Source organism: Bdellovibrio bacteriovorus, from assembly GCF_001592745.1.
Lineage (GTDB): Bacteria > Bdellovibrionota > Bdellovibrionia > Bdellovibrionales > Bdellovibrionaceae > Bdellovibrio > Bdellovibrio bacteriovorus_B.
In genome coordinates, this window is record NZ_LUKD01000005.1 from 312312 (window position 1) to 335528 (window position 23217).

Sequence of the window (23217 nt, forward strand, 5' to 3'; positions counted from 1 at the left end):
TGTTGAGAAAGCAAAGAATAGAGGCCCCTAATTTATTTTGACTATGACAAAGAAGAGTCACTGCCATATTTCATAATTCCCGCGTCCGACAAGGTACGAAGACAGAGACTGAGGTCCTTGACCAGAGTTTATTTTGCCACCAGTCCTCGCCGATTCTTTACTTCACCCCGTCCCCTCTTAAAATCAGACCAGGAGGATTTATGAAATCACTGCTTTCACTCATCGCCTTTTTATCTTTGAGTATGTTTACCGAAGCAGCCATCGCTTCACCGGAGAATACAGGAGGACAAGGAGCGCTGGAGAACGTATTTCCACTCTCGGAAGAAGCTATGAGCTTACCCGACTTTGCAGAACGACTTCAGACGCCCCAAGGAGACGTGGAAAATAAAACCTACACCTGCAGAGCCTGGACAACATGCCCGAACGGTGGAAGGATTTCTTGTTGGTCTCAAGGGTATCGTTGTTACTCTTCAGTGACGCCGGGTTACCGAGTTTACTGTAGTGCCACATCTCGAAGCGGCTACACACGCTACTGGGTTTACTACTGTTACTGATTTGCAAAACTTATTCTGTAAGAGGAGTTCAGAAACTCCTCTTTTTTTTGTCAAAACTTAGCGATTCCCTTCGCTCCATCGACAACTCACACAGAAGAAATGCGGCGTTTTGATTGTTACCAAACGGACCATTTAAGAATTCCATTCCTCTACCAAAGCATGGCTTACTTAGCTCATGAAAAAACTCATACTACTACCCCTAACATTATTGGCGTTCATCGGTTGTGCTAACTCTTCAGACGATTCTCCAGGTGGAGAAGTTCTTCAAGGAACAGAGTCTGTGGTTGATGAGGCTTCCGCTGAAGAAAGAAACATTGTCGACGAAAACATGGCGCTAATCCGTGATTATGCCGCTCAGTTTTCTATCAACGTGGATTGGAACAAAATCCCTGTTGTCGTATCGAAGACTCACTTGCAACGTGAATCTTCTTCTTGTGTGAGAGATGCAAACGGTGTTGGAACGAAAATCGTTCTGAACAAGAAGTTCTTCTCTGCACGTGTGTACGACAAAGAGACGGGATATGCTTCGCCACTTTACAACTTGTTGATTCATGAGATCGGTCACTGTTACATGAACCGCAATCATGAAGAAGCCTTGTTGAAAAAAGCGGGCTATCGTGCACAATTTGTGATCGATGGTAAAAACGGCCGTCAGGTTGTTTCTTACCCATCCATCCAAGTGTCTATGATGCAAAATGCTTTCTTCCAAATGCCTAAAGTCTTGATGCCATACTATGTAGGTGAAATCTTCGGCGCTTACCGCGCGAAGAGCTTGGAAGATTTGCAACAACGCTACGAGTTTGACATCGTTCGTGCTTCTAACTTCGTTGAAGAAGCGCAATAATTCGAACTTACAATTTTAACTTTAGCGGCGCGAAGGAAACTTCGCGCTTTTCTTTTTATAAAGATGCTTGCAGAACTGACTCTTGAGTGACAGACGAAGCTCGATAAAGCTGGCGTGGATCTCGAGAGTATTTGCTAAAAAATCTTTCTCGCTCACAAACCATAATGGCTGAAGTTCGTTCGGGGAGCTGGATGGTTTCTCTTTGCACAAAACAAGTCGCTTCGGCGTAAGTCAGCACAGCCTTATTGCGAATGTCCGGTTCGCCAATAATATTTTGTGTTCGCGAATCACTAAAGATGAGCTTCATAAAAGCGGCTGTCGCCGATGATGTATGACTTCTCCCCAAAAACTCAGGTTCACCGATCAGAAAATGCAGACCCTGGTCAAAGGTTTCATGTTGAATATGATTTCCAAGAACGTCTTCTGAAATCCAGTATCGCTCCCAATAACTAGCGGGAACCCCATCAATAAGGCCGATATAAAGATGCTGATGACTGTCTTCAAGCTCAGTAATCAGCTTTCGCGTCAGATCTTCGCGCGTCTGTCCACGTCCCCACCATTGAGCAACATAAGGTTGTTGCATCCATTTACAATAGAGATCGATATCTTTATCAAAAGAGAGAGGACGAAACGCGTAGTAGCTGTTATTTCGATGATTGTAGACTTCGAACTCAGGACCCAACATAGGATCTAAAGTTTTAAAAGGCCTTTCTGACAGGGGCAACCCCCGGTCTGAAATGGCCTTTAAGTGAAAAGGAACTGAGTTTCAAATGAAAGCTTATTGCAAATGGAATCCGCAGGAACACCAGAGCTAGAACGTTTCCGTCTTATACAGGTATTTCAACAATAGAACGAATCCCCGTTCGCGCTGTCATTGCATGCACGACCGCACGAAGACCCATGATGGTCTTACCCTGACTTCCAATCACCTGACCGAGGTTTTCTTTCGCACAGTTCACACGATACACCGTCGTCTTCGGTCCCACATAAGTCGTCACCGTCACGGTCTCGGGCTGATCCACCAATAAGCGAGTGATATGCTCTACCAAAGAGCGAATCTCTTCACGATAAGCCTCCTGGGCTTCCAAAGTCAGACCTTTAGGATTATTGGATTCATCAAATTTATAGGATTCCATCTCAGTCATAAAAGTTAATCTCCCATGATGAAGTAAGCCGTGTTTTTTCTATTAAAATTGCAGTGACCACCCGGAACCGGGACCCATCTGGATAAGAAGGACTTCCCGTGAGCCATATCATAAAAATCTTTCGATCCTTCTTGGAAGCCATATCCGTCGATCATGCCGGTAGACAGATAGAATTTTGCCCGTTTAGAAGAGTTGTATTTTTTTAACAAATTAAAGGGATTGTGAAGATCCCAGTCCTGTTTGTTAAGAAAAATAGACCGCGAAATATTCAACATCTTTTTAACAAGTCGAAGTTTCGCGCCCGTGCGAGCGACATATTTGTGGATGTCTTTTTCTGAATCATAAGGCCCTATGTGAGTGATCGCGGGACACAGTAAAGCCACCCGCGAAAACATTCCGGGATTCCGTAACGCGATTTGGGTCGCATTAAAGCCGCCCATAGACTGACCGATCACGTGACGTTTCCCGCGTCTTAATCCTCCCATACGCTTTTCCATCATCGGCATGATTTCTTGCGTGAAGAGTGGAAGCAGCGGATATTTTTTATTATTTACTAAAAGCCACTTCGGACCAAAAGAGATCGACACGACTCGCGGTTGATATCCGCGGAAGTACCACCATTTTTGGATAAACCAGGTTCCCCAAAATTGACGATGCCAACTTTTTTCAGATCCATAAAGACCGTGAAAGAAATAGACAATGTCGTCGTTGTTCGTGGCCGAGGATTTCCGATAACAGTATTTAAATTCAATACCGCGCGCAGAATCAGTTCCACACTGATAGTTGAAACTTTCGATTTCTATTTCGTTTTGGATTTCTTCTTCAGATTGTGCCCACGAAGTTACTGAAACGTACAGAAGGAGCAAGAATACGGATACGCTTTTCATAGCCTCCCCCTTGAAAATTAATTCTGGTGGAGGCTATAAGAAAATCAATTTGCAATGTCGAAATCTTCGCGAACTCTGTCCTTGGACACCTGCACAGTTTCACCTGTGTACATGCACTTTAAAAACAAATGATTGTAAGCTCTGTTAGTCACCACGAAGCGACCCGGGTTTGTCGGCGTGACTTTACGGCAAAGCACATCGCCCACTTCAAGCTTTTCATACTTTCTAACGAGTTTTTCGCTGATATTGCTGCGAAGGGCGTGCAACCACAAAGCCACAACACCCAACACAAAACCAACCGCGCTACACAAAGGCCACTGGATTTTTTGATTCAACATCAGCGTGAAAGAAATCGGCGCCAGCACCGACACCAAAACCAAGGCTCCAGTTAGAAGTCTTTCTTGTTTTTGATATTTCTTAAATTCTTTCACGAAAGATGACATAAATCCTCACGGGTCTTTGCAGTTTAGATTGTAGGGGGATGTCCCTATAGAACCACGAAGCTTGCGGACCTTCGAGTCCAGATTTTGTCATTTTTTTAATGTCGCCACGCTTTACTTACTGACAGCGGATTTCCGTTAGGTTCTGCTTAATAAAGAGGTGTTTATGAAACCACATTGTTTGTTTTTCTTAACATATTTTTTGATCTCGTCAGCATTTGCTAGTGATCCCGTTTGTAAGAACGTTGTAGAACGCGGTGGCAGCATTCAGATTCAAATGAATACATTCTCAAGCGGAGAATGCTTCTTGTCTGTGCGCAACTATAAAGCTCAGAACCTGATTTACAGAGACTATATGTTCACTAAAGGTGGCGACTTTATGGTCTTTAATTCCTTCGGCCAGGGTTCAAATTCTGAAGATACGGGCGCGAGAGAATTCTATTTGTTCCCACGTAAAACTGTCATTCCACAGTATAAGTGGAATGTGGAAACGCGCCAACTTGAGGTGACCTCAGTTGCTGGCAATATCTTTTATTTTGATTATGAAACGGCCGACGTCGTAACAATTTCTAATGCCTCCGTAAAAGTGGCTTCTGAAATCTCTAGAAACAACCGTGGTGGTGTTGAAATCACAAACTACAAGGGTCTATTGCTAGACGCTGGATTCACTAAAGGAAGAGCTCCTACAGAGGTTCTGTCTGCTTCCTCCCTACTGACAGATGAAAAAGGCAAAATTTGTAAGATTAAAAACAGCGAAGTCTTTGCCAAAACTTCGGATGGGGATGTTTACTTTAAACATTCCGATAAGGCCTTCGCAAGTTTGCTAAAAAGCCGCTGTCCTCAATTGACATTCACTCCTTAAAAATTAAAAAGCCCTCGCGAAGAGGGCTTTTTTTTATTCTTTTAATCTTGGTGTGATCTTGAGATCGATCACTTTTCCATCACGCAGAACTTTCATGATGGTTTCTTTATTCGGTTTCACGGCCTGTAAAGTGTAAACATAGTCATAAAGATTTTCGATCTTGGTGTTATCAAACTCCACGATGATGTCTTTTTCTTTCACCCCCGCAGCTTCTGCAGGACTGTCTTTAGAAGCACCCGTGATACGAACACCCTTCACGCCTTCTTGTGAGTAATCAGGAATCGTTCCTAGATATACGCGGAAGCTGCGACCCTCTAGTTTATTTTGAGAACCCGCAACTTTGACATATTTCACCATTGGTAAAGATGAGTCCGCCAGGACATCACTAAAGCCTTGAACGACTTTAAGGACTTTAACGACACCTTCGTAATTCACAAGATCGGCCGTATCGCGAGGAGTGTGATACTCACTGTGCGAACCCGTGAAAAAGTTGGCCGTGGGCACTCCAGCCATATAGAACGCCAAAGAATCCGTGGGAAGATAAGGATCTTCTTGCACCACCATTGGAACTGCCGAGCGGATTCCAACTTCCTCGGCTAACGGAACCCAGTGATCTCCGGAACCCAAGCCTTGCACAAACAGGCGGTCTTTCAAACGACCGACCATATCCATGTTTAGATAAGCGGCGATGTTATGTTTCGCAATATTTTTAGTGAAGTGAGAAGAACCCAGATTTCCCAGTTCCTCCCCGGACCACACCCCGAAGTAAAGATTCTTCTTAATCTTATTCGGAGAAACCTTGGCTAGATGGGCATAGTAATGAGCTAGCTCCATCACGCCAGAAACACCCGAAGCATTATCGTCAGCGCCGTAATGTGATTTACCGATTTCATCACCACGAGCGAGTGTGCTACCGAATTGTCCATGACCCAGATGATCACCGTGAGCCCCAATCATGACAGAACTCTTTGCGCCCGGAGCTGGAAGTTTCGCGACAACATTAACGCCCGTTGATTTTTGGAATTGCAAATCGACTTTGGCTTTGATGTAAGCCGATGGAATAACGACAGCGTCGACAATCTCGCCCTTATCTAAGCGTTTTTGCAAAGCTCCCAGGTCTTGACCTGCATACTTCAATAGATCTGTAGCTGCGGCCTCAGACATTCTTAATACTGCAAGCGTCCCCTCTGACAAAGAACCTTCAAATTTGATCTTGCCAAACTTTTCAGGCAAGCCGCTGACTGGACCATTCGCAATAATGATACCTAATGCTCCTTCGTTCTTTGCTACCGTCACCTTATGATGCAGACGAGAATACAGATTTAGATAGTGACGTCTTTGGGATGTGATATCCGCTGGCAGATCCGTCAATGCCAAAACCCACTTACCTTTAACGTCGAGACCCTTATAAGAATTGTATTCAGGCTCTTTATCACTGGCTGGAGCTTTAATTCCGTACCCGACAAAAACGATCGGGGCTTCGCGGAAGTCGCCAATTTTAGAGAACGAAATCGGCTCGAAGTCTTTAGAAACTTCGTATTTCTTTTTATAAGAACCCACAACTTCAAGTAAGTTCTGAGATCCTAATTGAACACCTGAAGTGAATTCGAAGGTATCAAAGTATGAGCCCTTAGGTCCGGCACCTTGCAAACCCCAAGACTTAAAGAGTTGCGCTAACTTTTCTGTGTAAACCTTTTCTTGAACAGACCCTGTTCCGCGCCCTTGAAATTCAGGCGAGGCCAAATAGTAAACCCACTTCTTGATGTCCTCGACCTTCACTTCAGGAGAAAGAGAACCCGCCGCAGGATCTTGCGCAGGAAGCCCTAGAAGTTTTCTTGCTAAGACATCGTCCCACTTGGCAATCAGGATTTGCGACTCCCCTTTTTCGTTTCTATGGGTCCAGGAAAGGTTGTTGCCATCGGGAGTGAAAACAGGAAGACCATCAAAACCATCATCAAAAGTGACACGAACTGGAGCCTGTTTGCCTTCAGCATCCACGATGAAAAGTTCAAAGTTAGAGTAACCTAGAACACTCGAACCAAATATTATGTAATCTCCCGAAGGATGAAAGAACGGCGCCCACGACATGGACTTTAAACGCGTGATTTGTTTTTGGTCAGAACCATCCACATTCATCGTATAGATTTCTGCCGTTGATCCATTCGGAGCAAAACGACGCCAAGTGATCTTTTTACCATCAGCGCTAAAGAACGGACCGCCATCATAACCTTTTGAGTCTGTCAGACGCTTCACTTGAGAGCCGTCGGATTTCATGATGTAGATGTCCATCATATAAGAAGGGTCTTGCTCAAAAAGCTTTTTGTCTTCGCCTTCTAGTTTTTCTGTGTAACCAGCGCGATTTGAAGCAAATGCAATCCACTGACCATCTGGAGAGTAAGAGGCCTCTGCATCATAGCCTTTTTCTTTCGTCAGGCGATGAATGCTGCCTCCTTGAAGACTTGAATCAAAGATGTCGTAGCTATCATCAAAGCTCCATGAGTAACGGGCTTTGACAGCTTTTTTACGATTGTCGATCTCCTCTTCGGTCTTCTTTTTTGTTGCGGGGTCTAAATGCGTGGAAGAATAAAGCACCTTCTTCATCGAAGGATGAATCCACCCGCAAGTCGTTTTACCTTGCCCCGGAGAAACTCGCACCGTTTCGCCACTGATTAAATCCATCACATACATTTGATAGAAGGGATTTCCTGGCTCTCTTTCACTTTGAAAGATCATCTTCTTTCCATCCGGACTGAAATAGCCTTCTCCTGACTTAGGTCCAACAAAGGTCATTTGGCGCGATTCAGCCATCAATTGATTGGGTTCATTGATAAAAGAACCACTTGTGGCTGCCACAGTCTCAGACTTGGACTGGGTGGGTTTTGCTTCCTTGTACTGGCAGGAAATAGCAGAGAAAATGCAGGCACTTGTAAGAAGAACTTTCACTTTTTTCATAGTGCGTGTAGCCTAAAAGTACGACAGTTTTATGTCAACCGCCGGAAGGAAAAGAATGAATATGATGCGCACGTTTCACGGATTTATCATTTCACTTTCACTGACTGCCTGTGCAAGCTCGTCTCCTTACAAGCTCTCTTCACTTCACTACAACGAGTCAGACCTTAAAGCTTCCAGCCGTTCTATCGCGTCAGTCGACCGCAAAAGCACTTCGAACTATCTTTCATTGGATCTGCCCTATACGGCCTTTGAAAAATTGCGCGGAGAGCTGGAAAAGTCTCAACACGTGTCTTTGCAACACCGGGGAGAAGCTCACATCACGGTGATCACTCCACCGGAGTTTAAAAAGATTCAGAAAAAAGTTTCTATGAAAGAGATTCAGGCTTTGGCTGAAAAGATGGATCTTAAAAAAGCGCCCTACAAACTTTTGTGCGTTGGCCAGGGGTCCCTAGAAGATCGCGGGCAGAAGGAATCTACCTACTACGTGGTCGTAGAATCCGACCGTCTTTTCCAGATTAGAAAAGCGGTGCAAATGCTATATACGTCTAAAGGTGGAAAAGCCCAGGATTTTAATCCCGAAGCTTTCTATCCGCATGTCACATTGGGTTTTACAAAAAGAGATCTTCACTTAGAAGATGGAATCACGAAGGACGCAAGCTCATGTATCTACTCACTGCGCCCCGAAGAAACGGCCAAGAACTAGTAAGTTTTTGAAAGGGCGCGATCCAAGGCTTCGTTTGAACCGGAGCCTGCGCCCAACCACAATGTGGTCTCTTCAATCAAAGAACCATCATCAAAGCGGCATATATTGAACGTGCGACCCGAAGTGTCTTTTCCTTCGATAAGTTCCGCATCGAAGGCGCCACAGACACCACCGCGAGGTGATGAGGATTTGCGATGCTTATAAGCGTCGATAGCGTCACCTACGCCGGCATTGGTTTTAAAAAGAAAGAAAGTCTCAGCTCCGATAGAGGCATCGCCAAACAAACACAGAGCCTGTTCGTCACTGCCTACTTTAATCGTCCAGAATTGGCCTTGATCGATACGACATGTGCGCATCCAAGGATTATTAGCAGCCTGTGCTGTCAGTCCTGTGAAAATCATTGTGATGGAAAGCAAGAAAACCTTCATCATCCCCTCCAATACCTGCTAAAATAGGTGTTCAGAAATATATCACCGAAAAGGTCGGGGCAAGCACTCAATGGCAAACCTGTTAGAAAAAGAAAACTTTGACCACCAAGCCGTGGTGCCTTGCTCATACCAAGCCGATTGCTCAGGATGTCAATCCTTGGGCGTACCTTATGGGGCCCAAATAGCCTTTAAAAAAGAACAACTAAAGCAACTATTTAGCGCCTCAAACATTCTTTCACCCTCGCCCGTCCAAGCTCTTTCTGCCGGGCCGGGGTTCTTACGTGACCGCCTTGATTTCAGCCTCGAAGACGGTCGATTAGGCCTTTACCATAAAGGCAAAAGAGAGATCGTAGACTTGGCCACGTGCTCTCAACTTTCACCACAGCTTTCGGCCTGGTTGACTGAATTCCGTGAGCTGCAATGGCCCTTTAAAAAAGGCTCCATTCGTCTGCGTGTCGGCCCCCAAGGACAAAAGGGGGCGTGGCTTGATTTTGCCAATGTCGATATTAAAGCTCTATTAGACGAAAAAAATCTTTTACGTCGCCTTCAAGAAAAAGCCTTCGTCGAAATCGGCCAAAGACGCAAAGTTCCTTTTTGGAATGGACAAGAATACAAACTGCGAGACCCTGAACTTCACGTTTGGTTTCAAACCTGGATGAAGGATCGACCGGTGGATTTGTACTGCCAAGTCGCAAGCTTCACTCAACCCAGTCTTCGCGCTAATAAAGTTATCTGTGACGTGATCAATACCTGGATCGCTTCGTTTCCCCGCAGCCGCATTATCGAGTTTGGCTCGGGGATCGGCAATTTAACTTTGCCTACTTTAGCTGCGGCTGAAAGTGTTTTAGCCTGCGAAATCGATGAGCTTTCCTTAAATGGCTTGCGAATGACTTTAGATCATTTACCTTCGGATCTTCAGCATCTTAAATCGAAGATTGAAATCCACCGGGGAGATTTTCAGAAAAAACTCACCGAAGATTTTTCTCAGTTCGATGGCGTTTTAGCAAACCCACCGCGATCGGGATTGATGAATTTTCTAAACCCCTTGGGTGAACTTTCTTTAGAAAAGCGTCCGCCGTTTTTTATTTACATGTCTTGTTTTCCGGAATCCATGGTGACGGATTTAGAACGTCTTCAGGAATACGGCTATGAGTTGCGGGAAACTTTCATCGTCGATCAGTTCCCGCAGACAAATCATTATGAAGTTTTAGGATTACTTCAAAGAAAACAGTCTTAAGCCAGAAAGCACTCCGGCAAGATCTTTTCCTGAAAGCAAAGAAAGCACCGGCAAAGTCACCACACCTGTGAGTAAAATCAAAGTGCTGCGCAAAGCGACTCGGAAAATATAACCCGACTGCATGCGCTCGTGAGGCTGACCTAATCTTAAATCACAAGCCCATTCACCTATTGTCGATCCCATCAGAGTACGGATGGAAATCATATAAATCCAACCGAAAATAAAAAACACTTCAGCAAAGAATAAAAGCTGATGCTGACTGTGAGTGAGAGTTCCTAAAAGAGCCCCCACCGAAGTGCGCATAATGAGCGAGAACGACGCAATAAAAGCACAGCTTGCTGAAATCAAAATCAAAGCATCAATGAACGAAGCCAGCCACGACCACAGGGCCAAACGATAGCCTTTACGGCGCGAAGCTCCCCCATGAAATCCTGTGTTTTGATCAAAATTAAGAGCCTTGCGATCTTTAAAGATCTCATTCACTTTCGAAGTGGGAGGCGTCCCGGGAGCGCGACGACGGCGAATTCCAGGCCCTATTAACGGCACAGGGGCTTCTCTTTTCAGAGGAGCCCGCTGTGGATGTGTCTTATCGTGATTTTTATCAATAAACATTTGCTTCCTTGCAAGGGGCCCGGGTTATCGAACCCCGCCCGCTTTGATTCCATCATCCGTCTTCGTTCCACCTTCTGTGGTGGTGGTCGGAGGAGGCACAACAACCGGTGGCACACAAACTCCATTCACCAATGTATTTGGTGCTGGACATGGTGCTGGAGGAGGCGGCTCAACAACTGGTGGAGTCGCCGTAGCTGTTGCCGTCGGTTCTGGCACTGGAGCTGGTGGCACATATACAGGATCTGTGCTCTTAGCTTTGCTGTCTTTTTTGAACAACCACCAGAAAGCACCTAGAGCTAACAAACCAACACCCACTGGAATGATCCAGTTTTTATTACGGCACCAGAAACCACAGCTGTCTTCTTTTTTCGTGACTTCTTTACCACCTGGAAGATCGCCGCCACCGCCGGTCTCAACGATCATACAGATGCCGCCTTCGCCTTCTTTTTGACCTTCTGGACATTTACATTGACCATCAGGACCTGCTTGACCACGGCCTTGATCCGTACAGTTATTTACACCTGGATCTGGATTAGGAAGTGGCGTTGGAGGCGTTGGGTTCACAGCAAAAGCTTGCAATTCAAACGCGCGGTCTTTGATCTCTTGGCAAGCGTTGACTTGGTCTTCACGCTGCTTTTGGATATCTTTCAAAGGAGCTGTATCACAAGCGCCAATCGCTGAAGAGATATAAGCTTTTAAATCAGTCAGATAAGTAGAAATCTGCTTGTATTGTTCTTCAGGAATTTTGTTTTCATCATTCAACTGAAGATCAATGTTTTGACCTTTGCTTTTCAAGTAAGACTCGATGATACGTTTCTTATTTAAAGCCGTTGATTTTTCATCACCACCATTCAGTGGAGACATTGAGTTACAAGTACGAGTCGCATACTTCACGTCAGCGCGGCTTACACAGAACGCTTGACCAGAAGAATTGAAACCATAAACCATCGGATTACAAGCAACACCGTTGCTCGCACAAGAAGCGCCACTTGCTGCCATCTTACGTTTTAGGTCATCAGCACCTTGCTTGTTACCACCGCAAGAACCGTTTTCACCGTAAACTGACAAGTAACCAGCTACGATACAGTTTTTACCCGTAAGGCCTGCGGCTTGAGCTTCTTCTCCGAATAGGAAATTTAAAACGAATTCGTACTTATTGCTGCTATTGAACTCGTTCATCGCTTGTGCGCCGTAGATCGCGGTGTAAACACGTTGAGCCGCTTCCATCGCACGACGCATACGAATCATGTATTCCGCTTTTTGACGTGCAGAAAGTTTTACGTATTCTTTGTAAGAAAGAACGAAGTCATTCCCCAACGGCTTTTGTTTGCCGGTTTTCAGGGATTTATTGATCATGGGATCTTGTTTTGCCAACTTACCAGCTAAAGCATTAAAGCTGTTATAGTTGAGGAGTTCTTTTTTCTGAACAGGAACGCCATTTACTTTCAACGGATTTTCTTCATCACCCGTGAAATTCAAATTCATTGTTTGACCATCTTTCGTCAGCGTCAAACGAACTTGTTCATTGCCGTTAGAGTCTTTGAATGTGCTGGCTTCAATCGACGGCATCATCTGGTTGCGGTTTAATGCCACCCATTGATCCATTTGTGATTGAAGATGATCTGGGTAAACGTGACGAACCATGCGCCAGTATTCACCGACAGTCATTTTCTTTGTCGTTAAACCCGTTTCTTTCAGGTATTGATTGATCAACTTCTTTTGGTTCGATGCTGCAGCACCCTCAGCGACCGGCGCAATACACATAGTCACAACAGAAATTCCTGCTGCGAGATTTTTTAGCAACGAACTTGGCTTAAACTTCCCAATCATATCGACCTCATGCTTTTGAGTCTTTTCGGTACACTTTTTAAAATACTTAACGAGAACCTAGACTTAACCTTCGGATTTCTGATTCGTCTCAATCTGAGACCGAAACCAGTCATGCAGATACCCTCGATCTCCCCGGCTTAAGTCTTTAAATTTCAAACGAAGCACGTTTTCGTGATATTCCACGACTTTACACTTCACCTTCAAATTGCGAATGGCAGGGAAAATCACGTCCACAAAACGCAAATCCCGCGAACTCCCCTCAAGATCTCTTTTGAGGCGAATGCGGGCTCCCGAAACAGAAATGGATTCGGTGACGCCCTCAAAGATATCTTGAGCAACCACGTCCACCGGCGTGACGAAATCATAGCGATGCGCTGTCGGGAAAAGCCATTGCGCACGACGATCCAGATAAGGGAAGCGGAAATAAAACGCTAAAAGAAGAACTCCGACTGTGACGAAGCTTGAAAGAACCAGTTGGGTTTGCACGAACAGACCATCACCCTCTAAGGCATGAGTGCTAAAGCGATAGATGTTCAATCCTAAGACGAACACCAAGGAAAGAATGGCGATGGTCCAAGAGGTTTTATGGGCTTTAAAAAGAAGAATCCCAGAGAGGAAAAGAAATCCCAACCAAGACCAATCAAGAAGGGAGACCGCTTTTAAAAATTCAATCAATGTGGAAGGTAAATACCAATGAGGAACGCCACTACCTGCAAAGCTGATCGCGAGATTCCCCAAAGGAGCGAGCATAAAAAGAACCGCCAGCAAATAAATCCCGGTTGGCCTTTTAAGTTCCGCTTCTGTCATGAAATTCCCCCAGAAATATGCTAAACGAAACGCACTTCAGGGGGCACGAATTCTTTGAGTTCAACTGGACTTTGGTGGGTGAAAAAAAAGGCCACCTGCTCTGGGTGGCCTCTTGATAATCAACTTTTAGAAGAATCTATTGTGCTTTACCTGGGATGGCGATTGATTTTAAGTCTTGCTCTTCCTTCCCAATATCTTCTGCGATTCTCAAAGCACTATTCGGAGCTCCGCGCTCATTAGCCGGACAGATTTCAAGTTCTGTTTTTACCGGAACTAATTGATATAACTCCTCGATCTCTTCGTTCGTCACGGCAATACATCCGCGCGTCCAGTTAATAACCGGATGAGCTTTATCAACAAAGAAACGAGACGTGTCGTCATTCGGCAGACCATGAATCATAATGTCGCCACCAGGGCTCAACTCCACACCTTTCTTCAGCGATATTTTTTTAGTCCTCTCGATATCTGCTTTGCTCGGATAGTTTACGTGCAAAGCTTTATGATATTCACTATCCTTCTTTTTGAAATCAATCTGATAAACTCCTTCCGGAGTTTTGTTATCACCCTCTTGAGTTTTATGTCCGTATGGCGATCTTCCTAAAGCAACGTTATAGACTCTCAAAAGATTATCTCCGTTAAACAAGAAAAGTCGCTTTCCTTCTTTCGAAACGATAATCTTATTGCCATGAATTTTTCTACTTTGTAGCGCCTCAAGGCTTTCACCTGTCAAGTCTACTAAACTCGAATCTTCAACGATGGAGTCAATGTTCTTGCAGTTGTACTTTCCCGCAAAGGCTCCTTGCGCAACTCCAAAGACTGATAAAGCTATAATAAAATGTTTCATTGGGACCTCTCATCGCTCGGATATGTATAAACCATCAAGGCTAAAACCAGCAATTTCAAGACCCTCTACGGATAAAACGTACTGCCTTAGAGCTGTCTATAGTTTAAACAGGGGCCCTTTTTGGCACTTCTTTCGAACAAGAAAATCGAAGACAGCCTGTTCATAAGATCATTTCCCATGAAAAAAGCCGCTGCGAGTTGGAAGTTTGACAACTTTCTTCTTGCCATGTTTTCTATAGCCATAAGATTTCATTTGCGCACTCTTCTTGTGAAAAATGCGGAGGATCTCTTTCTATAACATTTCTCCTCCTACAGGGGCTATGATCGACTATAAAATCATTTATAATCTCAGTGACGGAGAGGTGTTCGATTTTGGAAAAACTGAAAAAATGGGTTTTCAAAAGACGTGGTATTTATGTCCTACCAGACAGGAAAGGGAACTCCATGAACTTTAAAAACTCTTCGAGCGCAGAAATTACTTTACAGTTTGAAAAACTAGTCCGTTCAGAAAGAAAAATAACTCATCTAATCCTTCACTATATTAACGAAATCGAATCTCGAAAGCTTTATGCCGAGCTAGGCTTTGATAGTATGTTTTCCTATCTTACGAAGGGATTAGGATATTCCGAATCAGCCGCCTACCGACGAATACAATCAGCTCGTGTTCTAAAGAACATTCCGTCAGTAGCTGATAAACTTGAATCAGGCGCTCTGAATCTTTCACAACTGACTCAACTTCAAAAGTGCATTAAGACCGAAATTACCACTGGTAATATCGTACCCGCAGAAAAGACTCAAAAAATTCTGGAATCCATCGAATTCAAAAACGGCTTTGAAACCAGTAAAGTTTTGGCCGTAGAATTTAATCAACCGCCTCAACCATATGAGATAGTGAAACCTCAATCCAATAAAACTGTTCGTCTGGAACTTACCGTCGATGAAAATGATTTTAATGAATTAAAGAGAGCTCGAGACCTTTTATCCCATGTTTGTCCTGAAGGAACTTGGAGCGATGTCATCATTACGTTAGCCAAAAAATTTAATAAGACTAAGATCAGCAAGAGTGCTGAAAGCATAACGATTCAGCCGCGGTAAAATCAACGCGGAGCTTCGCCGCTACGGCGTTAAGAATTTAAGCATAAGACTATTTGACGAAGATGAGTTTCAGGCCAAACCGCGAAACTCATCTTCGGTGACTTCTTACCGCTGTAAAGAAGAACAAGACTGGATGCAGCTTTCGCGGGCCATTTTTACCCTTGGGGCCATGCAATCGGCGGTGCCTTTGTGGCGAACCACCGACAAGGTGCCTACGTTTGGAGTGTAGGTCTTACCGTTGAATTTAGAAAGACACGTGTAATAAGCGTACTTCTCTAAGCCTGTTTTCATCTTGCTGCTAGTTGGAAGATAATCACGAGCTTGGTAGTAGTTGATTCCGATACCTTCTTTATTCGGGGAGCTTTGCGCTACTACGAAATCAAAGCGGTCGGAAGTTAATTTTGAGCATTCGCTTTCCGATTTCACGCTATTGATACCGAATGGATCTGCACCCACTTTATCAATCAAAAGAACGTGGCCATAAACCGCGACGATATCGCCTGCCTTCATCGTGGTCGTTGGGGAAACAGAGATCTTATTTAAACAAGTAAGACCGTTGTTTTGAGGTTCTACGTAAGAAGAAGATCCCCACGCCCAAGCATCCGAGGCCTTCAACGCGCGACCGGACTTCAGACGAAGGCCCGCCGTCGCCATTGATGTAAAGACATAACCTGAGCAGTCGATACCAAGAACACTGGTGCCATCACCGTTATTTTTAAACATGTCGATTTCGGCATTCGTCGCCGTTGTGGCGTAAGGCTTTCCACCGTAGTCATAGATCAAAGGATTTGAGCGCACATTGAAGCAACCTTGACCGTAAGAAGTCATATCCTTGATGTAATAGTGCGTGTTTTGAACTTTAGAAAGACTTGCGATCTGACGTTTGCTGCCCACTCCGTCGGAATGTTTCCCCACGATGCTAATCCCTTGAATATTCGGAACTTGAGCATTCAAAGAAGGAAGCTGCACGCTTTGACAGCTTTGATAAGTCGTTGCGAAGGCCCAGCGGCCGCCAAACACCGACAATGGAGTGCCGGAATCTAAAGCTTGCTGTTTGTGCCATTCGTAGTCACGGTTGGGCTCTTCAACAACAGGAGCTGAAGGCTCCGTCGGTGTGGTCGGAGTCTCTATTTCTTCCTCACCACCTGGGGATGGTGTGCCTGAAGAAGCATTGTCGTTAGAACAATTCACATCCAAAGCTTGCACTGTTTTTTGCAACTGCGTGAAGTTTCCACGTACTTTGTCTTGCATGTATGAACGGAAGACTGTTGTGCGATCCCCGACATCAATAGCCGAAAGAAGCATCAAAAGTTGTTCTGGAGTCTCAACTCTTTCTCCTTCCGGGGCTTCACTGAGCAACGAATCCACCAAAGCATCCAGATCGGCGTTCAAACGCTTCACTTCCGCAGAAGTCAATTGAGGATTCTGTTCAGAAAGCTTTTCGACCTGATCATGAAAGGCCTGCTTCATGACGTCGGCCGTCGGAATGGACTTTTGCTCAATCAAATAAGTTTTGAGTCCATCCCAGAGTTTTGTTTCAAGCTGTTGATCTTTACAAGCGATGTCCTGCACAGTGTCCGACGCGATGTTTTGAACCGCATCAAATCCCTGTGGTGCGCAGGCTGTCATCATCATCCCTAAGGCGAAGTATAAACTGTGTTTTCTCATGCCTTACTTATCGGCAGCGGTTACGACACAGATTACCTTCCTCACAAATTTTAGACTCGACTAGACTAAAAAATAGCCACTATAATCAGACTTACGAGGGACCCCGCAATTATGGCAGAAAAGTTTATCAAAATTCAGGCACTTTACGGACTTCTTGAACTTGAGCCCTTCATTCTTTTGGGCTGCTTAATCGCCATCACCTGGGTGTTTTATAAGTTCTTCTTGAAAGAGGCCTCTGAAGAAAGACATCGCAGCATTCGTAATCACTTCAGAACTTTGGTTCGTCATTACATTGTTTTGAGTTTTTTATTTTTGGTTTTCATCTTTTTGCAAACTTCAGAACCACAAATTGGAACTATAGCTAAAGTCACCCCCTACATCGCCATCGTCACCTTCCTTTGGGGGAACGTGGTCTTTGTTAAAACCAGCCGACTGATTGTTCTCCAATATCTTTTCTTAGGCTCTATGAAGCATGGCGTGCCTTTGCTTCTGGTGAATATTTTCTCTTTGATTCTTTCTATCGTCCTTTTGTTCTGGGGAGTGACTCACGTCTTCGGTTTGCAAGTCGGTCCTTTGCTGGCGACTTCCGCCGCGGCCTCGGTCATTCTGGGTTTGGCTTTGCAAGACACCCTAGGAAATCTTTTCGCCGGGATTTCTTTACAGCTTGATAGAAACTTTGAAATTGGTGACTGGTTAGAAATCGTCAGCGGGATCCAAAAGACAACAGGTCAGGTGCGAGAGATCACGTGGCGCTCCACAACTCTTGTGGGTTTTTCCGATGAACTCATCACGCTACCGAACCGTTTTATGGCAAATGCCACGATCTCGAACTTCTCTCCACCGGAAACACCGATCGTCCGCAGCCAAGTCTTCCGCTTGGCTTACGGAGAAAACGTGGAGCTGGCAAAACAGGTTTTGGAGCGCACCGTGGCCGGTATTGGTGAAATTCGCGGCATTCCAGCGCCTTGGGCGTATGTGAATGAATCTAATGAAAACTGGATTCAAATTAAAATTATCTACTTCCTGGATAATTACGGTTCTCAATTCAATGTTGGGGATAAGGTTCTCATCCGTGGAATTGAAGCCCTCAGAGCGGCGAACTTGAAATTAGCTCGACAAGTGATCGAGTTTTCAGATAGAACCCTGAACCATGAGCACGGTAAACTTTGAGCATCCCTTAGCCATTAAAATTCGCAAACAAATCACTCAAGCCTTGAATGACTTCAATATGATTGAAGATGGCGACAAGGTGATGGTTTGCGTTTCTGGCGGCAAGGACTCAAGTGTTCTTTTGGCTTTATTGACTGAGATCCAACGTCGTTCGGAAAGAAAATTTCAAGTTGAAGCCGCGATCCTAGATCAAAAGCAACCGGGTTTTGATGCGACGGCTTTTAAGGCCTGGGTCGAAAGTATTGGCGTGAAGCTTCACGTTGTTGAAAAAGACACCTATTCAATTGTTAAAGAAAAGGTTCAAGGAGCCACTTATTGTTCTTTATGCTCCCGTCTTCGTCGTGCGATTTTGTATGATTATGCTCATGCTCAAGGCTTCACAAAACTCGCCTTAGGACATCACCGCGATGACGTAGTTCACACAGCGTTGTTGAACCTGTTTTATGTCGGCACTATGGCAGCAATGCCCGCAAAATTGAAATCGGACGACGAAAGAAATATTCTGGTTCGACCTCTGACTTATGTTTCAGAGCGCGACATTGAAGAATTGGCTGCGGTTTGGAACTTCCCGATCATTCCTTGCAATCTGTGTGGGTCTCAGGATGGATTGAAACGCCAGCGTATTAAAAAACTCGTGCGTGATTTGGAAAAAGAAATTCCAAACGTCTATGCCTCGATCCAAACAGCGCTTGGCAATATCAAGCCAAGCCAACTGATGGATCAAGAGCTTTGGGACTTCAAAAACCTTAAGGCATCACCTTCTTCACCGCAGGACGCTCACCCACAACTTGAGCCCAGCGACGAACTGAAGGTTTAGACTCAAACCATTCTGGTTTCGACTTGATGAAATTAATCAACCAAGGATAAGTCGCAATGTCGGCGATAGTATATGTCTCGCCGGCAAGATAGTGATTTTTTTCTAACTGAATTTCCATCACTCCCAAAAGACGAAGAGCCTCTTTTTCGAAACGTTCGATAAAGCCTGGATTTTCAGGTTTTAGAGTGTGCTTTCCATAGTGATAATTTCCAAAAATAGGTCCGATGGCAGACATTTGAAACATCAGCCATTGCATGACTTGTGCTTTCTCTTCAAGGCTATGTCCAAAGAAAGCTTGATGCTTTTCTGCGAGATAATAAAGAATAGCACCGCTTTCAAACACAGTCGTTTTATGGCCATAAGAGCCCTCCGTATCAATAATCACGGGGATTTTTCCGTTCGGGTTTCTTGCAATAAACTCTGCGGACTTCTGCTCTTGCTTTCCAAGATCAATGTTGTGTTGGTTGTAGGGAATTGCCAATTCCTCAAGCATCAAGGCCACTTTGCGGCCATTGGGCGTTTGGGCTGTGTAGAATTCAATCATGATTCACCTCTAAACACTCAGCATACGCCTGTTGTGATAAAAGGTTACCCCTGACCAGCTGCATCCATGATTGCCGCCTGAAGGTCCGAATGTTAGCTTGAATGCTCTTGTGCGGATATAGCGTAGTTGGTAGCGCGCTTCCTTGACATGGAAGAGGTCACTGGTTCAAGTCCAGTTATTCGCACCATTTTTTTCCCCTCTCAATTTCAAACCGAGCTGGCTCTGCAAAAGTGCAACGTTTGCTCAGATCTCCTAGACTAAATACTCTTTAGTTTATGCCAAAGTCTTGCTTTGCTTGCGAGCCCATGACATCCTTAAAACACAAGTATGGCTAAGATTCTGCTTATCGAAGATAATTTAACGAATCAAATCGTGGTGAAGGAAACTCTTTCGGCTCATGACGTGACATGCGCGAATACGCTGAAAGAAGCAACGGTGCACATCACCTCCCCTTTTGATCTTGTCATCTTGGACGTCCAATTGCCAGATGGAAGTGGTTTTGATTTTTACATGCATCACCACACTCAACTCCAAGACATTCCGGTAGTGATCTTAACTTCTCAGAATGAAGTCACAGATAAAGTCGTAGGTTTTTCTCTAGGAGCTGAAGACTATGTCACAAAGCCTTTTGAGCCCGTCGAGCTGCGGGCTCGCATTGAGGCCAAGCTTCGCAAGAAAACAAAACATCATGACACCGCAATATTAAAGGTCGACAGTTTGCATTTCGACCTAACGGTGCAAAGAATTTCCTGCGACATCAAAGGTGAAAAAAAGCCCATTGAAACAACGTCAATTGAGTTCAAAATTCTTTTGTACCTAGCAAAGCACAAAGATCAAGTTATCACCCGCCAGCAGCTTTTAGACCAAGTCTGGGGTGGAAATACAAGTGTGGTCGATCGCGCCATCGACACTCATATGTCAAAGCTTCGCAAAAAGCTTGAAGGCACGCCGTGGGAAATCAAATCCGTTTATGGTTCTGGTTACCGCTTCGAAAAACACGGATAATTAAGAAAATACTCAGTTTCACTCTGTCGTGGAGCAAGCCTTAAATTATTTTTCCGAAAATTTCGCTGCAAAACGTCCTTACGTTAAAGCACAGAAGTGCATTTACTCCCAATCACCTATGTTAAAATAACTTTGAAAGCAGTTAATACGGAGGTGGTTATGAGACAAGCTATCATCGTGGCAGCTCTCCTTATCCTTCCACAATTTGTTCAAGGGGCCCCTGAAGATCCCACGGTTCCGTTAAATGGATCCGCAACAGATGCGATGAAGATCGAAACTCAACGTGATCTTGCCGATCGCGTAGATCGACAGCCCACGGCAACAGAGCAAGATCCTTCCCTCGTCCCGTGCCCCCAAGTCAGTTATGAAGGACAGAAAGATGAGTTAGCCCATCTAGAAAATCACAGCACCAACTGCCAACCTGAAGAAGGAGCTATTCAACAAAATCCCAATCCTGATCAGCAACTTCCCGATGCTGAACAAAACCAATCTGGCTCTCCCATTCATCTTGAGTAGTTAAAATAAAAAAGGGAGCTATCTTAAGCTCCCTTTTTTATTTTTTAATATCTTTAGCCTTAATTATTTTTTTAAAGCATTCACGATATAAGAGATGTTCGTAACATCTTCACCGCGGCAACCCGTTTCTGTACATCTATTTGAAACAGTACATTGCTTAGCTCGGTCATACGTGAAATCTTGGGCTCCACGAACAAGAATACCCACCACTTCATGAGTTCTTGCATTGAAAACCGCAGATCCAGAATTTCCTCCGTAAGTATCTAAGTTCGAAGTGAAATAAGCTCCCTGTTGAGCACGCACCTGCGCACCGTCAGCCACTTTCGTCGGAAGACCTGAGGGATGACCAACGACGTAAATTGCGTCACCGGGCTGTGCTGCTGACTGTGCCAAACTCAAAACGCGGTGACCACGGACAGGGCGATCCAAACGCACTAGAGCGTAATCTTGAGCACTCGTGTATTCACGAGCCACGATTTCCTTACAACCATAAACTTCACCTTCAGGCAAAGTCTCTGGAGCTGTTTTAGCGTCCGTCATTTTATAACCAAAAACGAAAGCATACCGAGAGCAGTCCGAAGAGCTGATGCAGTGACCAGCAGTTGCAATCAAATCCTCACCAACTAAAGAACCCGAGCAATTTGCTGCTGAAGGTTGATCAAAGAAAGGCTCATCGGAGCAAAGATTCATACTAGAGCCATAGCTTGACGCCAAAATCTTTACCAAACCGTTTCCTTGATTTTGAATATCGCGTGTTGGAATCAAAGCCACTGTGGAATCCGCAATTTCACGAATGTCGGCTCTGGTTACTTGATAGACGTCGACACGGTTGTCGTCGCCATAAATAACTTTGGGCGTGATGTTAACAAATCCAACTGAGAACGTTGCTGCAAGCGCGACAGTCATTGTCGCTACGAATGAATTCCTTTTCACTTTTTCCCCTCTGAATGTTCTTCCTGAACATCCCTCTCATAAAAGTCTGAGAAAAGTGAGAATGAAAGACAAACTTTATTTTTTCGTTTTCAGAAGATAATCAAATGCCGTCGCATAAAGTTTGATTTGCTTAAGCATGGAATGCAGACCATTGGCGCGGCTAGGAGAAAGGTTTCCTTCGAAGCCCAAAGCTTTCAAAAACTCGGGAGGTGTCGATAAAATCTCGCTGGGAGTCGCTCCAGAATAAACATACAACAAAAGTCCAACCAAACCCTTCACGATCAAAGCATCGCTATCGCCTTGAAGTTGTATTTGACCTTGCTCGTTTAAATTTGCAGAGAGCCAGACTTGCGACTGGCAGCCTTTCACAGCGTTTTGCTCTGTTTTTAAATTCTCGGGCATTTCAGGAAGAGCTTTCCCCATCTCGATGATTTTTTTATAGCGGTCTTCCCACTGATTCATCGTGGAGAAATCTTGGATTATCTTTTGTTGTCTTTCTTGGATGTTCATAACTAAACCACTTTCAAATTCGGCAAGAGAGTGAAAATATCTTCTTCCAGCATTTGTCCTTGCTCACCAATGAGTTCGTGAAAGGACTTCTTGTTCATATTCATCACGACATCGTGGCATTTCTTATAGAAACCTTCTTGATCGTCGTAATACCCGTTCCACAAATCTTTGGCTTTGGCTTCAGGAAGCACCCAGGATTTTTTTTCTGCGGCCGTGCCATCGTAGCGATTGTGATAATCCAAAAGATCCATGATTTGACGAGGCGAAAAATCCAACATCACCAAGGCTTCTTCTAAAAGCGCCAACTCTACGTACCAAAGATAGTTGCTCATTTTTTCCCAGAACTTAATTCCAGGTTTTCCGTAAGAGCTTTTGCAGAAGAAGGTCGTACAAACAACACCGCGATTGCGCCACACATTGCAGTTTTGTTTTTCTTTATTGTAGTAAGGGCACAGCCAGTCTTCGCGCTGACCGAACTCCCCTTCCGTGCGGTTATTAAACTCAACCTGATATTTTACCGGGGCCACCATCCCGATAGGAAGAGCGTATTCACGGCGAGCGATTTTATCGCGGAAGATGCGATGAGCTTCCGTAGAAGACTCTTCCTTCAACAAAGCCCCGATCATGAAATTTGCGAGGAACGGATGAAAGGTGCAGCACTTCAAATCCTCGCGATAATGAACTTTGCCTTTATGGCGAGGACGAGACATCGCACACGAGTCGCAGGTCGCTTTATTTTCTTCAGGAGAAAACTCCAGAATCTCTCGAGGTAAGAGATTTTCGTAGACTCGTGGTAATTGGTATTTCAATAACAT

25 protein-coding genes and 1 tRNA gene are annotated in these 23217 nt (G+C 44.6%); 11 read left to right on the plus strand and 15 right to left on the minus strand.

The window, feature by feature from the left end:
* The first annotated feature begins 200 nt into the window (after nt 1-200).
* Complete coding sequence (locus tag AZI87_RS12125) at nt 201-554, plus strand: hypothetical protein (protein WP_063207363.1); 354 nt, start codon at nt 201-203, stop codon at nt 552-554.
* 175 nt (nt 555-729) lie between these two features.
* On the plus strand, nt 730-1398 hold the full coding sequence (locus tag AZI87_RS12130; protein ID WP_155722560.1) for a hypothetical protein: 669 nt from the start codon (nt 730-732) through the stop codon (nt 1396-1398).
* A gap of 55 nt (nt 1399-1453) precedes the next feature.
* On the opposite strand, the gene AZI87_RS12135 is transcribed toward AZI87_RS12130, so the two are convergent.
* From AZI87_RS12135 to AZI87_RS12150, 4 genes are all read right to left on the minus strand, one after another.
* Nucleotides 1454-2083, minus strand: a complete 630-nt coding sequence (locus AZI87_RS12135; RefSeq protein ID WP_063207369.1) for a GNAT family N-acetyltransferase — start codon at nt 2081-2083, stop codon at nt 1454-1456.
* Nucleotides 2084-2225: 142 nt separating this feature from the next.
* Entirely contained in the window at nt 2226-2543 is a 318-nt protein-coding gene (locus tag AZI87_RS12140) for a KH domain-containing protein (protein ID WP_063207370.1), read from the minus strand.
* Nucleotides 2544-2548: 5 nt separating this feature from the next.
* Complete coding sequence (locus tag AZI87_RS12145; protein ID WP_063207373.1) at nt 2549-3430, minus strand: alpha/beta fold hydrolase; 882 nt, start codon at nt 3428-3430, stop codon at nt 2549-2551.
* A 44-nt stretch (nt 3431-3474) separates the two neighbouring features.
* Complete coding sequence (locus AZI87_RS12150) at nt 3475-3873, minus strand: hypothetical protein (protein WP_063207376.1); 399 nt, start codon at nt 3871-3873, stop codon at nt 3475-3477.
* A gap of 163 nt (nt 3874-4036) precedes the next feature.
* Between AZI87_RS12150 and AZI87_RS12155 the strand changes: the two genes are divergently transcribed.
* Entirely contained in the window at nt 4037-4732 is a 696-nt protein-coding gene (locus AZI87_RS12155; protein ID WP_063207379.1) for a hypothetical protein, read from the plus strand.
* A gap of 33 nt (nt 4733-4765) precedes the next feature.
* Here AZI87_RS12155 and AZI87_RS12160 read toward each other — a convergent pair whose 3' ends face one another.
* Nucleotides 4766-7684 carry a M28 family peptidase gene (locus tag AZI87_RS12160; protein ID WP_063207382.1) on the minus strand — a complete coding sequence of 973 codons (2919 nt, stop codon included), beginning with the start codon at nt 7682-7684 and terminating at the stop codon, nt 4766-4768.
* 55 nt (nt 7685-7739) lie between these two features.
* Between AZI87_RS12160 and AZI87_RS12165 the strand changes: the two genes are divergently transcribed.
* Nucleotides 7740-8387, plus strand: a complete 648-nt coding sequence (locus AZI87_RS12165) for a hypothetical protein (RefSeq protein WP_253696773.1) — start codon at nt 7740-7742, stop codon at nt 8385-8387.
* Here AZI87_RS12165 and AZI87_RS12170 read toward each other — a convergent pair.
* On the minus strand, nt 8384-8818 hold the full coding sequence (locus AZI87_RS12170) for a hypothetical protein (RefSeq protein ID WP_063207387.1): 435 nt from the start codon (nt 8816-8818) through the stop codon (nt 8384-8386). The genes AZI87_RS12165 and AZI87_RS12170 overlap by 4 nt on opposite strands.
* Nucleotides 8819-8885: 67 nt before the next feature.
* Here AZI87_RS12170 and AZI87_RS12175 point away from each other — a divergent pair, with 67 nt between their 5' ends.
* A complete protein-coding gene (locus AZI87_RS12175; RefSeq protein WP_063207390.1) occupies nt 8886-10052 on the plus strand; it encodes a class I SAM-dependent RNA methyltransferase in 1167 nt (388 codons plus the stop codon).
* Here the strand turns inward: AZI87_RS12175 and AZI87_RS12180 are convergent.
* The 4 genes from AZI87_RS12180 to AZI87_RS12195 form a co-directional block, all read right to left on the minus strand.
* The gene (locus tag AZI87_RS12180) at nt 10029-10664 is read right to left on the minus strand and encodes an RDD family protein (protein ID WP_063207393.1); all 636 of its coding nucleotides are present in this window, start codon (nt 10662-10664) and stop codon (nt 10029-10031) included. The genes AZI87_RS12175 and AZI87_RS12180 overlap by 24 nt on opposite strands.
* Before the next feature lie 24 nt (nt 10665-10688).
* Entirely contained in the window at nt 10689-12494 is a 1806-nt protein-coding gene (locus tag AZI87_RS12185; protein ID WP_063207396.1) for a hypothetical protein, read from the minus strand.
* A gap of 63 nt (nt 12495-12557) precedes the next feature.
* Nucleotides 12558-13301, minus strand: a complete 744-nt coding sequence (locus AZI87_RS12190; protein ID WP_063207399.1) for a PilZ domain-containing protein — start codon at nt 13299-13301, stop codon at nt 12558-12560.
* 136 nt (nt 13302-13437) lie between these two features.
* Complete coding sequence (locus AZI87_RS12195) at nt 13438-14145, minus strand: L,D-transpeptidase family protein (protein ID WP_063207402.1); 708 nt, start codon at nt 14143-14145, stop codon at nt 13438-13440.
* Nucleotides 14146-14516: 371 nt separating this feature from the next.
* On the opposite strand from AZI87_RS12195, the gene AZI87_RS12200 reads away from it, so the two are divergent.
* Nucleotides 14517-15239: a DUF222 domain-containing protein gene (locus tag AZI87_RS12200; protein WP_155722561.1), complete on the plus strand. Its 723-nt coding sequence runs from the start codon at nt 14517-14519 to the stop codon at nt 15237-15239.
* Between the two features lie 105 nt (nt 15240-15344).
* On the opposite strand, the gene AZI87_RS12205 is transcribed toward AZI87_RS12200, so the two are convergent.
* Nucleotides 15345-16907, minus strand: a complete 1563-nt coding sequence (locus AZI87_RS12205; RefSeq protein ID WP_063207407.1) for a hypothetical protein — start codon at nt 16905-16907, stop codon at nt 15345-15347.
* A gap of 111 nt (nt 16908-17018) precedes the next feature.
* Between AZI87_RS12205 and AZI87_RS12210 the strand changes: the two genes are divergently transcribed.
* Together AZI87_RS12210 and ttcA are read left to right on the plus strand one after the other, a co-directional pair.
* The gene (locus AZI87_RS12210) at nt 17019-18077 is read left to right on the plus strand and encodes a mechanosensitive ion channel family protein (RefSeq protein ID WP_063207410.1); all 1059 of its coding nucleotides are present in this window, start codon (nt 17019-17021) and stop codon (nt 18075-18077) included.
* Entirely contained in the window at nt 18058-18894 is an 837-nt protein-coding gene (gene ttcA, locus AZI87_RS12215; protein ID WP_063207413.1) for a tRNA 2-thiocytidine(32) synthetase TtcA, read from the plus strand. Before AZI87_RS12210 ends, ttcA begins: the two co-directional genes overlap by 20 nt.
* On the opposite strand, the gene AZI87_RS12220 is transcribed toward ttcA, so the two are convergent.
* Complete coding sequence (locus tag AZI87_RS12220; protein WP_063207416.1) at nt 18824-19438, minus strand: glutathione S-transferase family protein; 615 nt, start codon at nt 19436-19438, stop codon at nt 18824-18826. The genes ttcA and AZI87_RS12220 overlap by 71 nt on opposite strands.
* 111 nt (nt 19439-19549) lie before the next feature.
* On the opposite strand from AZI87_RS12220, the gene AZI87_RS12225 reads away from it, so the two are divergent.
* The 3 genes from AZI87_RS12225 (at nt 19550) to AZI87_RS12235 (ending at nt 20959) form a co-directional block, all read left to right on the plus strand.
* Nucleotides 19550-19625 (plus strand) — tRNA-Val (locus AZI87_RS12225).
* A gap of 140 nt (nt 19626-19765) precedes the next feature.
* Nucleotides 19766-20443 (plus strand): response regulator transcription factor, encoded by a 678-nt coding sequence (locus AZI87_RS12230; protein WP_063207419.1) that lies wholly within the window; start codon nt 19766-19768, stop codon nt 20441-20443.
* A 159-nt stretch (nt 20444-20602) separates the two neighbouring features.
* The gene (locus AZI87_RS12235) at nt 20603-20959 is read left to right on the plus strand and encodes a hypothetical protein (RefSeq protein WP_063207422.1); all 357 of its coding nucleotides are present in this window, start codon (nt 20603-20605) and stop codon (nt 20957-20959) included.
* Between the two features lie 63 nt (nt 20960-21022).
* On the opposite strand, the gene AZI87_RS12240 is transcribed toward AZI87_RS12235, so the two are convergent.
* From AZI87_RS12240 to AZI87_RS12250, 3 genes are all read right to left on the minus strand, one after another.
* Complete coding sequence (locus tag AZI87_RS12240; protein WP_063207425.1) at nt 21023-21892, minus strand: trypsin-like serine peptidase; 870 nt, start codon at nt 21890-21892, stop codon at nt 21023-21025.
* Between the two features lie 75 nt (nt 21893-21967).
* Nucleotides 21968-22402, minus strand: a complete 435-nt coding sequence (locus AZI87_RS12245) for a SufE family protein (protein WP_063207428.1) — start codon at nt 22400-22402, stop codon at nt 21968-21970.
* 2 nt (nt 22403-22404) lie between these two features.
* A complete protein-coding gene (locus tag AZI87_RS12250) occupies nt 22405-23217 on the minus strand; it encodes a hypothetical protein (protein ID WP_063207431.1) in 813 nt (270 codons plus the stop codon).